Origin of the sequence: uncultured Arthrobacter sp. (assembly GCF_947493765.1) — a bacterium.
Lineage (GTDB): Bacteria > Actinomycetota > Actinomycetes > Actinomycetales > Micrococcaceae > Arthrobacter_D.
The window spans coordinates 34,876-47,442 of record NZ_CANLSZ010000002.1 but is presented as its reverse complement, the minus strand read 5'-3'; the positions used below and the strand labels follow the sequence as shown (position 1 = coordinate 47,442).

Below are 12,567 nucleotides of genomic sequence, written 5' to 3'. Positions count from 1 at the left end.
GGAGCGCCGGTATCGCATACCCTCTTACCATGACCGACGAGAATGGGGGAATCGTCGTCGAGGGCGTCGCCAGGAGCTTCGGCTCGGTGCAGGCCGTCGACGACGTCGATTTCATGGCCCCGCCCGGAGAAGTGACGGCCTTGATCGGCCCGAACGGCTCCGGGAAGACCACGCTGCTATTGATCCTGGCGAGCTTGCTGGCCCCCGACAGGGGGACCGTCCGGGTGGCGGGCTTCGACCCGGTCGCCCAGCCGGGCGAAGTCCGCAGGCGCATGGGCTGGATGCCGGACACCCTCGGTGTCTGGGATTCCCTCACGGCGTCGGAGGTCCTGAGGACCATGGGTGCCCTCTACGGGCTGGGCGAGGCGGACCGCGTCGCCCGGGCCGAGGATCTGCTCGGCACGGTGAACCTCACCGAGTACGCGAAGCAACCGGCGCGGGTCCTCTCGCGCGGTCAGCAGCAGCGCCTGAGCCTGGCGCGGGCGCTCATCCACGACCCGCAGGTCCTGTTGCTGGACGAGCCGGCGTCGGGCCTGGACCCGGGATCGCGCGTGGAGCTGCGCTCCCTCCTGCGGTCGCTGGCGGCGGCCGGCAAGACCGTGGTCGTGTCCAGTCATGTCCTGTCCGAGCTCGACGAGATCGCCGACCGCGCCGTCTTCGTGAGCCGAGGGCGGTCGGTGAAGAGCCAGACCCTCGACGAGGCCGGCAGCCAGACGAGGCGCTACTACGTGCGCGCGGAGCCGATGTCGGAGCTCGCGGCGGCACTGCAGAGCTACGGGGTGCGCTTCGAGGCACGCGGGGACTCCCGGCGCGAGGAGTTCCTCATCCAGCTCGGCAGCACCGCGGAGGCGTCGTGGTTGCTGCGGACCCTCGTGCTCGGCGACGTGGTCGTCACGGCTTTCGCGCCCGCGGGCGGCGCACTGGAGGAGACCTACATGAGCCTCGATACGGACAGACGATGAGCACGGTGATCGAGCCGTCGACCCCGCAGCCGGTCCGGACGTCCACGAGCCTTCCCGCCTGGACGGCCGTCCGCACCGTGTTCTCGCTCGAGATGAAGCAGCGTCTGCGCGGCAGGGCCTGGTACTGGATGCTCGGCGTCTGGTTCGTGGTGATCGGCTTCATCTTCGTGCTCGGGACCGCTTTCCTCGGGACCATGGACAACGAGGGCGGTATCCTCTTCGACCTCGTGGTCGGTTTCGTCCTCTTCTTCGGGCTGCTCGTGGCGCCCGGGCTCTCCGCCAACGCCGTCAACGGGGACCGCGCCGGAGGGACCCTCGCCATCCTGCAGGTGACACTGCTGAGCCCTGGGCAGTTGCTCCTGGGGAAGTGGCTGGCATCCTCGGTCGGATCGCTCGCCTTCCTCGTGCTGAGCAGCCCCTTCATCTTCTGGGCCCTGGCTCTCGGCGGCGTCGACGCGTCCGAAGCGCTCGTCTCCCTGCTCATGCTCGCCGTCGAGCTCGGCATCCTCTGCGCCATCGGTGTCGGGATCTCCGCGCTCGCCGACCGGCCCCTGTTCTCGATCGTCAGCACCTACATGGTGGTGGCCCTGCTCAGTATCGGGACGCTGATCGTCTTCGGGCTGAGCAGCGCGCTGGTGACGGAGGAGAGGATGACGACGACGTCCTACTACGACTACCCCGAATCCGCGTACCGGGACGACGGGATGTTCGACGAGGACGCCGAACTCGAGTGCATCACCCAGACCTACACCACTCCGGTGGCCCACACGGAGTACGTGGCCTGGCTCCTCGCAGCCAACCCCTTCGTGGTGGTGGCCGATGCGGTGCCCTACAGTCTCCCCGACGAACCACCGGCGGACGCCCTACCCGGCCCCTACGGGCCTACGGGCGACTACTACTCGCCCGGTGTCATGGAGATGGCGAGCCAACTGGTGCGTGCCGCGCAGGCCGGGCCGGATCTGGACGTCACCTGCGAGGAAGCCGCAGCGGCACTGCGCCCGCTGCCCCAGGAGGTTCCCATCTGGCCGCTCGGCCTGGGCATCCAGCTAGCCCTCGCGGGAGTCCTGCTGCTCCTCGGACGCCGGCGCCTGACCATGCCGGCCCGGCGACTGGCGAAGGGGACGCGGATCGCCTGACCCCGGTGTGGGGACCGGGATGCGGCCCGCCGTGGCGGTGGCTCAGCTCATGACCCGGCGGCCCTCGAAGGCTCGGCCGAGTGTCACCTCGTCCGCGTACTCGAGGTCACCGCCCACCGGCAGCCCGGATGCGAGCCGCGTCACCGGGATGCCGATGGTCCGCAGCATGCGCACAAGATAGGTTGCCGTCGCCTCGCCCTCGAGATTCGGGTCGGTGGCGATGATGATCTCCTGGACCTGGTCGTCGGACAGGCGCGCCAGCAGTTCGCGGATGCGCAGCTGATCGGGTCCCACGCCGGCGATCGGATTGATGGCGCCCCCGAGGACGTGATACCTCCCGCGGAACGACCGTGTGCGTTCGACGGCGATGACGTCCTTCGATTCCTCGACCACGCAGATCATGCTCGGATCCCGCCGTGGGTCGCGGCAGATGGCGCAGCGTTCCTCCTCCGCGACGTTGCCGCAGACCGTACAGAACTTGACCCGCTCCTTCACGGTCGTGATGGCGGTGACGAGACGCGCCATGTCCTCGCCGTCGGCCTCGAGGATGTGGAACGCGAGGCGCTGGGCGGATTTCGGACCCACCCCTGGGAGGCGTCCGAGCTCGTCGATCAGCTCCTGGACTGCGCCTTCGTACACGGTGCTCCCTCTTCTGCGGTGATGACTTGTGTCCATTGTCCGCCCTCGACGGGTGCTGCCCGCCGAGGAGCGCAGTGGTTACGCCGTGAGCGTCGACCGGTCGATCCGGTCCGCGGTGCTACTGGCCGTCAGGCGTCCGTTCCTCGACCAGGCGCCCGTTGAGGATCCGCTCGATCGCGGCGCGTCCGACGAGTCCGGAGTCCTCGAGCGTCTCGTCGTCGGCGCTGGGTTCGTCCTCCACGAACCGGAGGTCGACGGCGCCGCGGGTGCTGGCCGCCTGCTCCGCCCGCTTCCGCTGGCCCTCGTCGAGCAACTGCTGGTACCGGCTGACGGGCTTCTCGCGGAGCGGACCTGCCGCCTGGCGCTGCTCCGTCGCGAAGCCGCCCCCCGCACGGGGGGCGGCGGCGGACGCACCGGTGCGGGCTGTCGCAGCAGGACCGTTCCATCCGCAGCCGGTGCCGGGTGCAGTGCCGGGGGTCCCGGCTGCTCCGTCGGTGTCTCCTGTCGGTGCGGGAGCTGCCGGAGGACTCCACACCACGGAGCGGGACGGCGCCGCTTCAGCAGATCGCGGCTCCGTAGGACCTTCCGTGAGATCCTGCGACGCCGACGCCCGGTCCCGGCGATCCGCTGCAGCACCGCCGGGGGCGCGCGTCGTGTCCGCGGAGGCGGTCCTGGGGCGGTCGGAGGGGTCCTCCGGCACGGAGCCCCAGGCTGCGCCGGGGTCGAACGCATCCTCAGGAGGCTCGACGAGCGCCCACGAGTCATCGGTGATGGTCGGGTCCCAGGCGCCGACCCCTTCGTCCGGCGAACGTCCGGCGGTGGACGCCCGTGCAGGGGACGCTTCTCGCGGGGTCTCACGTGGCCGGCGTGCAGAGTCCGCACCGGGATCCGGGGCGCCGGCCGTCCCGGCGAGCGGGTCCACCTCACGGGAGGAGGGCCCCCGGACCGGGGTCGACGGCGTGGCCGGTTGCGTGGGCTGTGGACGGGGGCCGCGGTTCACGCTCGACGGCGCGGCCGGTTGCGTGGGCTGCCGGCCTAGCCCCTGTTCCGCGGCGGCAGGGCGCTGGGGAGATGGTGCGGTCGCAGCGGGACGCCGGTCACTGGTGGGGGCCGGCGGGCCGGCTGGTGCTTTTGGGTCGGCCCCACCTCCTCCGCCGGCATCGTGCACCGCTTCGATGGAACAGGTGAGGCCGAGGACCTTGTGGATGGCCTGCTTCACGTTGTCCATGTGCTGTCCGCGCTGGAATCCGATGGCATTGCCCTGATTGGCGAAGGCGAGCACCAGTTGGTTGCCGTCGAACGAGCGCGGCGCTGCCGAGACGTTGACGATCAGCCAGGTGGCTCGCTTGATCCCGGCGACCTCGCTCATGATCTCGGGCCACGCGCGGCGGATCATCTCGATGTTCTCGCTCGGTGCATGGTCATGCCTGGGCGATGATCCCTGAGCCGGCGCGGATCCCGAGGGGGAGGCCTCCACGGACGTGGACGCGGACTCATCCGGCGCGACCGAGCCGTCGGCGTCGGTGGACCCGGCAGGCGCGGACTCATCCGGCGCGACCGACCGGTGGGGATCGGAGGACCCGGCAGGCGCGGACTCACCTGGCGCGACCGACCGGTCGGCGTCGAAGGACCCGGCAGGCGACGGATCACCCGGTGTGGGCTGATCGACGGAGGTCGGGCCGGCCCCGCCGGGGCTGTTCGGCATCGGCCCGCCCGACTCCGCGGAGGGGCCGGCGTCGGAGGGGCTTTCGACGGTCCGACCGGACGAGGGCAGACCGACACCCGAATCACCGGAAGCGGCATTACCGGAAGCAGGGCGGCCGCCGGCGGACTGCTCCGCCGAGGCCGGCGCTGCAGGGCGGTTGGCTCCCGAGGCAGCGCCCTGCGTCGTCGGAGCAGTCCTACCTCCGGTCTCCGCTCCGGAGAAGCCTGCGTCGGTCGACACGCCCCAGCTCGCGCCCCAGTCGGCCGACGTTTCCGGCGCGGACGGCGAGCCGGTCCGTGCAGCAGCAGGAACGGCCGGCGCGTGCGGGTCCGATCCAGCCGTGGGCAGGGACCACTGCGCGGCCGCCTCCTCGGCGTTCCGTGGCACGCCTTCGAGCCGCGAACGCTCCGCGGGTCGCGCAGGCACCTCCGGCGCTGCCTCCGTCTCGACCCCCGGCTCGATCCCCGTGTCGACCGGCGTCTCGACCACCGGGGCGCCGCCGGCGTACTCGAGGCGCCGTTCGATGCGGTCCACGCGGGCCAGGGTGCCGCGCACGGTCGCGTCGGCCGCCGGCAGCAGCAGCCTGGCGCACAGCAGCTCCAGGTGCAGCCGCGGCGAGGTGGCCCCGGTCATCTCGGTCAGCGCTGTGTTCGTGACGTCGGCGGCGCGCGAGAGTTCACCGGCGCCGAGCTGGTTCGCCTGGGTGCGCATGCGGTTCAGCTGGTCGTCGGGCACACCGCGGAGGATCGACGCCGCGCCCTCGGGCACAGCATTGATGACGATCAGATCGCGGAAGCGCTCGAGCAGGTCCTCCACGAACCGGCGGGGATCGTGTCCGGTCTGGATGACGCGATCGACCGCGTGGAAGACCGTTGCTGCGTCACCGGCCGCCATGGAATCGACGACGTCGTCCAGCAGTGCCGCGTGGGTGTACCCCAGGAGGGAGACGGCCAGCTCGTAGTCGAGGCCGTCCTCGCCGGCTCCGGCCATGAGCTGATCGAGCACGGAGAGCGAGTCACGGACCGATCCGCCGCCGGCCCGGATCACGAGCGAGAGGACCCCGGGCGCCACCGGCACGTTCTCCTGCCGGCACAGCAGCTCCAGGTAGGCCATGAGCGGCTCGGGTGGCACGAGGCGGAACGGGTAGTGGTGGGTGCGCGAGCGGATGGTGCCGATCACCTTGTCGGGCTCGGTGGTCGCGAAGATGAAGAGGATGTGCTCCGGTGGCTCCTCCACGATCTTCAGCAGGGCGTTGAACCCTGCGGAGGTCACCATGTGGGCCTCGTCGATGATGAAGATCTTGAAGCGGTCGCGCACCGGCGCGAAGGTGGCGCGCTCGCGGAGATCGCGGGCGTCGTCGACGCCGCCGTGGCTGGCGGCGTCGATCTCCATCACGTCGAGACTGCCCGAGCCGTTGCGGGCGAGTCCCACGCAGCTGTCGCACACACCGCACGGGGTCGACGTGGGGCCCTGGGCACAGTTCAGGCAGCGGGCGAGGATCCGCGCCGACGTGGTCTTGCCGCAGCCGCGCGGACCCGAGAACAGGTAGGCGTGGTTGATGCGGTCCTTGTCGATGGCCGCCATCAGGGGGTCTGTGACGTGCTCCTGGCCGATGACGTCCGCGAAGGTCTCGGGGCGATAGCGGCGGTAGAGGGCTGTACTCACGGATGAACCTTATCGGTTGGTGCTGACTGTTCGGGTGCCGGACGGGCGACGGTGGAGAGCAGGTGCGCAGGGTCCACGATCCACGGCTCACGAGGTACCCGCTGCGCATCGAAGGCTTCGAGCGCTGCTGCCAGTGAGCCGGTGGGGAGCTCGAGCGAGCCGAGGATGGCGGCCAACACGGCCGACGGCGCGTGGCCGAGGTCCGCGAGGTCCTCCAGTGTCACAGCGCCGTCCCGTTTTGCCAAGCGCTTCCCCTGCGGCGAGAGCGCGAGCGGCACATGGGCGTACGTGGGACCGGGCAGTCCGAGCAGCGAGGCGAGGTAGGCCTGCCGGGGAGCGGAGGCGAGCAGGTCGTCGCCGCGCACCACCTGGTCGATGCCCTGGGCCGCGTCGTCCACGACCACGGCGAGGTTGTAGGAGATCACGCCGTCGTTCCGGCGCAGGACGACGTCGTCCACCGGCGCCCGGAAGCGGCCGACCAGGACGTCGTCGATCTCCCAGGAGTCGACACCGGAGCGCAGACGGAGGGCGGGTGTGCGCTCCGCCCGTCGTCGTGCCCTCTCGCCGTCGCCCAGATTCCGGCACGTGCCGGGGTAGAGGCCGGGGTCGGCGTGGGGTGCGTGGGCGGCCTCGGCGATGTCCCGGCGTGTGCAGAAGCACTCGTAGACCAGGCCCAGATCCTGCAGCCGGCCGAGGGCGCGGGTGTAGTGGTCGATCCGCTCGCTCTGCCGGATCACGGCGGCGTCGGACACCAGGCCCAGCGCCGAGAGTTCGGCCAGCTGCGCGGCCTCCGCTCCGGCCCGGACGCGGTCGAGGTCCTCGATCCGGAGGAGGAAGCGGCGGCCTGTCGATCGCGCGAAGAGCCAGGCGAGGACGGCGGTGCGCAGATTGCCCACGTGGAGCGGACCCGAGGGGCTAGGCGCGAATCGACCGGCGCCCGTCTCTGCCACCGCGCAACCTCCTGTAGCCGGTACTTAAAGGTAAGACCCCCCATGCACCTGCCAGAGCCCGCTTACCCTTGCTACCTTCCGGTCCTGGGGGAGTTCACAGGGTGACACCACATGAGGGGCCAGCAAACAGTCTACACAGTCGCCTGCACGGCTTTCGAATCGATCGGGGGTGCCCTGCCGGGGCCGTGATTCGGCAGGATCCCCTTGTATGGGTATTCTGGGAGCTGCTCCACTGAGGAGGATTCGCCTAGCGGCCTATGGCGCACGCCTGGAACGCGTGTTGGGTTCACGCCCTCGGGGGTTCAAATCCCCCATCCTCCGCTGCAGCAGAACACGAAGGACCCCGGCCCATCGGTCGGGGTCCTTCGTGTATCCGGGCGGGTGTATCCGAGGCGCTGCGAGCGCGGCAGTGGTGGGCGGCGGATGTAGGTGGGCGTCTCCTGGACCTGCGCGCTGTCGGTGAGTTCGCCGTCGAACGCTGCGTGCTCGGATCACCGTCGGTGAAGGTGGTGGGGAGCTCGAGCTTCCACGTATCGATGATTCCCAGGCGGTGCCCTGTTCTCTCCCTGGCCCGGCGGCCGGTCGACGCCCTCGTCGGGCAGGGAGAGCCGGCCATGGAGCCGTCCCCCGAGTCCAACGTCCCCGGTGCCCGATCTGCTCCGGCGCGGCCGTCAGGGCCCAGCGATTCAGAGCGGGGCAGCCCCGTCGGACGCACCGGCGTCCCAGGGGAGCGACGCCACGCAGCGCGCGAGGAACGCGGCTCCCGCCTCCTCGTGGATGAGCGGACCCTCGGTGAGCACCTCGTAGGGCTTGTCCGGAATACCGTCAGCCGGGCGGACGTCCACGTGCGCGACGTCGAAGCCCTGGTCGTGCAGGTAGTCGGCCATGGCGTAGTCGGTACGGGAATCGCCCACGGTCCGCCAGGTGCGGGGGAGGTCCATCAGCGGTGCCACGAGCGTCAGGGCCCGCTCCGCCCCGAGGTCCTTGCCCACGCGGACCGATTCGATGTCGGTGGAGATGATGGTCGGATCGATCCGGTACGCGATGTCCCCCGAGCTGTCCGGCTCGTCGCGCTCCAGTCGGGTCACGCCCATGTCGTGGCTGTGCATGACGTCGACCACATCGTCGTCGAAGTGGGCCTGGCCCTCGAGGTACTCGGCGTTCGTCGCGGTGAGTGACTGCTCCACGGAGACCATCGCGAGCTTCGTCTCGTCGAAGAACATGAGGTGCGCGTACTTCTCCTCCACGAGATCCCGGATGTCGTCGGCGAAGCTGGTGGGCAGCGCGAGTCCCTCGTCGACGAGGACCTCCCCGGCGCCGTCGGCCGTGAACGAGAACCACGTTCCGCCCTTCTCGCAGACGGCGTGGAAGGTGACGCCGGCCGGGATCCCGACGGCGAGCATCGGCTCCATCACCTGTGTTCGGATGAAGTGGTCCGAGCGGCCCGTGTTGAACACCACGGGCCAGCCCGCCGCGGCGAGGAGCAGCAGATCCGTGATGATGCCGGGCGGAACCGTCCGGGTCTCAGGACTGGCGATCGGGCCGTCGACGTCGAGGAGCAGCCCCTGCACGGGGTGGCTTTCCTCCGAGGGCAGGGCGGGGGCGTCGGGCAGCAGGTCGATGGGGGCATCCGTAGGCATGGTCCCAGTATGTTCCCGCGCGGGGCTGGCTTCCATTCCGACGCCGGAACAGGCCTGGCGCCAGGCAACGGTCGTCCGAAGGCCGGTAGGGAGGAGCCCAGTAGACTCACCGAATGACAATGGGGAAACGTTGACCCGCACCTCGAGGCAATGCACTTGGCGTCAGCTTCGCAAGCATCGTTCTGAGCGTGGTGTCGCGATCGTCATCGCCTTGGCCGCAGATGCCTGGTATCTGGCTCTGGTACCACTGCTGTTGATTGCCGGAGCCGGGGGCACCATGTTCTTGGGTATTAAACTCCTTCGGGACGGCAACCAGCCCGGCAGGTCGAAGTAGTTCCACCACTTTCTCGTACGGAAGGTCCTGAGATTGAACACTCGTAGCACCCTCTGGTTCGTCGTAGCTGCGCTGTGCGTGGCGGGGGCAGTCGTCGTCTTCGGTGGACGCACGACGCTGGCCGAGCACCTGGGTGAACCTCTCTACAGGACCCTGATCATCGGCGCCTATGTGCTCCTCGCCGGCGCTGCAGGCAGCCTCACGAGGGCCTTCTTGTCCGGTGATGACGAATCCGACCATGCCGCAGGCGATATCGGACCGCACCAGGGGCTCTGATCCGGGTCTTCCACTGCCGATCGGATATCGGCAGCACGCGCCGGTCAGCGGGTGAGGAGATTGTCGTGGATCTTCGTCCACCCGTTTTCTTCGAGGTAATCGGTGGAGTAGCCGTCGACCACCAGCTTCACGACTCCGGGGATGCCTCTGGATTGGGCAGTGATTGCTTCGCCGACAGGTCCGCCGCATGCCGATATCCAGGCCCGTTCGTCCTGGTCTTTCGTCAAGGTCAAACAGAAACCGACGCCTTCCTTCCGCTCGGAGATGAAGTAGTTGATCCCTTCCTGCTCGACGACCAGCCGCACGGAATCGACGTCCAGGTCCTGCGTCACCACACAGCCCGGCAGCTGATCATCTGCCGTAGGGGCACGATCAAGGGCAGCGATACCGCCACCGCCACTGCATCCGCCAAGGCTCACGAGGCCCGACATCCCGACTGCGATCGCGGCGTATCGTCTTGGCTGCATGGCACCACCTTCTTGATGATCCGATGCTTCAGCACGCTACAGGAAGGGACTTTGCGTCACTTCCAGCACCTGCCCCTGAGTCTCCGGCGACATCGCGACTCCGGCGTCATCAGGGCAACTCATGCCGCCCATGAGAGACTCGCCGCATGAGTACAGGGTCGCCCGGGATCGTCGTCGTCGGCTCCATCAATGCCGACCTCCTGGTCACGCTGGAGCGGCATCCCAAGCCCGGGGAGACAGTGCGCGGCCGGTCGCTGACCGTGCTGCCCGGCGGCAAGGGCGCCAATCAGGCGGTCGCGGCAGCGCTGCTCGGCGGCCAGGTCACCATGATCGGCGCAGTGGGATCGGACGAGTACGCAGATACGGCGCTCTCGATGCTGAGAAGCGCCGGCGTGGACCTGCGAGCGGTTCACAGGTCGCCCGGCACCACGGGCATCGCCGTCGTCGAGGTCTCCGACGACGGCGAGAACACCATCGTGGTGGTTCCCGGAGCGAACGCCGACGTGACCCCTGGCCTCGTGGAGTCCTGCGCGAAGACCGTCGCGGAAGCGACCGTCGTCGTCGTGCAGGGCGAGCTCCCCGCCGGTACCACGGAGACTGCCATGCGACTGGGCTCGGGGCGGATAATCCTCAATCTGGCTCCGGCCCTCCAGCTCGACCACGCCGTGCTCCTGCGCGCCGATCCGTTGGTGGTCAACGAACACGAGGGAATGCTGGTCCTGGCGCACCTCGGAGGCCCGGAGGTGACGGACCACCGCGGTGTAGTGGAAGCGCTGCTGGAGTGCGGGCTGGCGTCGGTGGTGATGACGCTGGGCGCCGCTGGTGCCCTGGTCTCCGACGGAGACGCCGTAACTGAGATGCCCGCTCCTCGCGTGGATGCTGTGGACACCACGGGGGCGGGGGATGCCTTCGTCGGTGCCCTGGCCGTACGGCTCGCCGAGGGGGTGGGTCTCGAGGACTCCGTCCGGTTCGCCGTGCAGGTCGGAGCGTATGCGGTCCAGCATGCCGGGGCCCAGCCCTCCTACCCGGCGCTCCACGACGGTCTACCGCTGCCAGGGCAGTAGGGGCGGACCAGGCGAGGAACCCGGGGAGGCGCCGCCATGCCGGGGAACGGCGCCGCGTTCCATTGCGGGTGACGATTACCTAGGCTGGGGCAGTGATCCTCAGAACAGTTCGCCCCCGCAACCCTGGTGATGCCCGATGAGCGGACAGGATTCGCCGCGCAAGCAGCGGGCCAGGGCCAGACGGGATCCCAGGGAGTGGCACGGCCAGCGGATCGTCACCGAGACGGATCTCGGCACCACCTTCGAGGCCGACGACGCAGCGGACCGGCAGCGGATCTTGCGGCGGCGACGCATCCGCCACGGTGTGGTCCTCGTGCTGCTGGTCGGTCTGGTGGCGGCGGCTGTCTACCTGGCGGTCGGCATGGCCCGCGGCGACATCACCCTCGACGCCCTCGAGCGCACGCCCTCGTCGTCCGCCACCTCGGGATCCGACTGCCCCGCCGGGCCGTTCGATCTCCAGGACCCCAGCTCCATCACCGTCGACGTCTACAACAGCACCACCATCGGCGGCCTCGCCGGAACCGCGGCCGAGCAACTGCGCGGGCGTGCATTCGCGGTTCGTGAGATCGGGAACCGGGACGTGGACCCGACGGGTATGACGGCCATCATCGTCGCCGGGGAGGGTGGCCTTGCCAACGCCTTCACCCTGCAACGCACCATCCCCGACGCGATCTTCGTGCCCGACGAGCGCGAGGACCGCACGGTCGACGTGATCCTGGGCTCGGCCTACAAGGGACTCGTGGCGCCGCAGGGGGTCGATGAGACACCGGCAGGGTTGTCCTGCACAGCCGAGGACGAGCAGAGCCCGACGCCGGAGGCCACGCCGACGGCGCCCTAGCAGGACTGCCCTAGCAGGACTGCGGCGCGGAGGACAGGCCGTGGGTCTCCCGAGGCGGATCAGTCCGAGGAGCGTGCCCCACCCTGCCGGACGGCGTCGAACGGTGCGTTGGACGTGAGGCGGTTCCGGATGCCCTCCGTCACGAAGTCCTTCGCCGTCCGCGCGGCGTCGAGCGGTGTGGCGCCCTTCGCCAGTTCCGCCGCGACCGCGGCGGCGAGCGTGCAGCCCGCGCCGCTCACGGCGACGTCGCCGATCTTCGGGGTGGACAGCACCTCGAGGGTCTCGCCGTCGAAGTAGACGTCGACGGCGTCCGGGCCCTCGATGCGCACACCACCCTTGGCGAGGACGACGGCGCCGCTCTTGCGGTGGATGATGCGGGCGGCCTCCTTGAGGTCCTCGAGGTTCTCGATGCTCATCCCGGAGAGCGATTCGGCCTCGAAGTGGTTCGGGGTGACGAAGGTGGCCAGCGGCAGGATCTTCGCCGTGAGTGCCTGGTCTGTGTCGAGGGCCGCGCCGGGTTCCTGGCCCTTGCAGATGAGCACGGGATCGAGCACCACGTTCTCCCACTCCTGGCTCTGCAGTGTGGCGGCCACGGTGTCGATGGTGGCGGGCGTGCCGAGCATGCCGAGCTTGACCGTGGACAGCGGATAGGTGGCCCGGATGGCTTCGAGCTGATCGGCGATGACCTGCTGGTCGACCGGCACGAAGCGGTGCTGCCAGTCGTGCTCGGGGTCGAAGGAGACGATGCAGGTCAGTGCCGTGATGCCGAAGACGCCGAGTTCCTGGAAGGTGCGCAGATCGGCCTGGGCGCCGGCACCGCCGGTGGCCTCCGATCCGGCGATGGTCAGGGTGACAGGGGCTGCGGATGACTCGGTGGTGGACATCCCCCTA

The 12,567-nt window shown here is 69.6% G+C and carries 11 protein-coding genes, 1 tRNA gene and 1 other RNA gene; 6 read left to right on the top strand and 7 right to left on the bottom strand.

Features of this window, described 5'->3' with window-relative positions; translation table 11 throughout:
* Positions 1–29 precede the first annotated feature (29 nt).
* Both Q0747_RS03130 and Q0747_RS03125 read left to right on the top strand, forming a co-directional pair.
* Positions 30–962: an ABC transporter ATP-binding protein gene (locus Q0747_RS03130; RefSeq protein WP_298251810.1), complete on the top strand. Its 933-nt coding sequence runs from the start codon at positions 30–32 to the stop codon at positions 960–962.
* Complete coding sequence (locus tag Q0747_RS03125; RefSeq protein WP_298251809.1) at positions 959–2,098, top strand: ABC transporter permease; 1,140 nt, start codon at positions 959–961, stop codon at positions 2,096–2,098. The genes Q0747_RS03130 and Q0747_RS03125 overlap by 4 nt, the downstream gene beginning before the upstream one ends.
* Positions 2,099–2,140: 42 nt before the next feature.
* Here the strand turns inward: Q0747_RS03125 and recR are convergent, their stop codons facing one another.
* The 4 genes from recR to ffs form a co-directional block, all read right to left on the bottom strand.
* Positions 2,141–2,737: a recombination mediator RecR gene (gene recR / locus Q0747_RS03120; protein WP_298251808.1), complete on the bottom strand. Its 597-nt coding sequence runs from the start codon at positions 2,735–2,737 to the stop codon at positions 2,141–2,143.
* 118 nt (positions 2,738–2,855) lie between these two features.
* Positions 2,856–6,107: a DNA polymerase III subunit gamma and tau gene (locus Q0747_RS03115; protein WP_298251807.1), complete on the bottom strand. Its 3,252-nt coding sequence runs from the start codon at positions 6,105–6,107 to the stop codon at positions 2,856–2,858.
* Entirely contained in the window at positions 6,104–7,057 is a 954-nt protein-coding gene (gluQRS, locus tag Q0747_RS03110) for a tRNA glutamyl-Q(34) synthetase GluQRS (RefSeq protein WP_298251806.1), read from the bottom strand. Before gluQRS ends, Q0747_RS03115 begins: the two co-directional genes overlap by 4 nt.
* Before the next feature lie 28 nt (positions 7,058–7,085).
* Positions 7,086–7,181: signal recognition particle sRNA small type (gene ffs / locus Q0747_RS03105), an RNA gene on the bottom strand.
* A 112-nt stretch (positions 7,182–7,293) separates the two neighbouring features.
* Between ffs and Q0747_RS03100 the strand changes: the two genes are divergently transcribed.
* Positions 7,294–7,378, top strand: a tRNA-Ser gene (locus Q0747_RS03100).
* 365 nt (positions 7,379–7,743) lie between these two features.
* Here the strand turns inward: Q0747_RS03100 and Q0747_RS03095 are convergent.
* Positions 7,744–8,697: a hypothetical protein gene (locus Q0747_RS03095; RefSeq protein ID WP_298251805.1), complete on the bottom strand. Its 954-nt coding sequence runs from the start codon at positions 8,695–8,697 to the stop codon at positions 7,744–7,746.
* A 367-nt stretch (positions 8,698–9,064) separates the two neighbouring features.
* Between Q0747_RS03095 and Q0747_RS03090 the strand changes: the two genes are divergently transcribed.
* Positions 9,065–9,307: a hypothetical protein gene (locus Q0747_RS03090; protein ID WP_298251804.1), complete on the top strand. Its 243-nt coding sequence runs from the start codon at positions 9,065–9,067 to the stop codon at positions 9,305–9,307.
* Between the two features lie 44 nt (positions 9,308–9,351).
* Here Q0747_RS03090 and Q0747_RS03085 read toward each other — a convergent pair whose 3' ends face one another.
* On the bottom strand, positions 9,352–9,774 hold the full coding sequence (locus tag Q0747_RS03085) for a hypothetical protein (protein ID WP_298251803.1): 423 nt from the start codon (positions 9,772–9,774) through the stop codon (positions 9,352–9,354).
* A 146-nt stretch (positions 9,775–9,920) separates the two neighbouring features.
* Here Q0747_RS03085 and Q0747_RS03080 point away from each other — a divergent pair, with 146 nt between their 5' ends.
* Together Q0747_RS03080 and Q0747_RS03075 are read left to right on the top strand one after the other, a co-directional pair.
* On the top strand, positions 9,921–10,838 hold the full coding sequence (locus Q0747_RS03080) for a ribokinase (protein ID WP_298251802.1): 918 nt from the start codon (positions 9,921–9,923) through the stop codon (positions 10,836–10,838).
* Positions 10,839–10,974: 136 nt separating this feature from the next.
* Positions 10,975–11,676, top strand: coding sequence for a LytR C-terminal domain-containing protein (locus tag Q0747_RS03075; protein ID WP_298251801.1), 702 nt, complete (start codon positions 10,975–10,977; stop codon positions 11,674–11,676).
* Positions 11,677–11,735: 59 nt separating this feature from the next.
* Here Q0747_RS03075 and thiD read toward each other — a convergent pair whose 3' ends face one another.
* The gene (thiD, locus tag Q0747_RS03070) at positions 11,736–12,560 is read right to left on the bottom strand and encodes a bifunctional hydroxymethylpyrimidine kinase/phosphomethylpyrimidine kinase (protein WP_298251800.1); all 825 of its coding nucleotides are present in this window, start codon (positions 12,558–12,560) and stop codon (positions 11,736–11,738) included.
* Positions 12,561–12,567 lie beyond the last annotated feature (7 nt).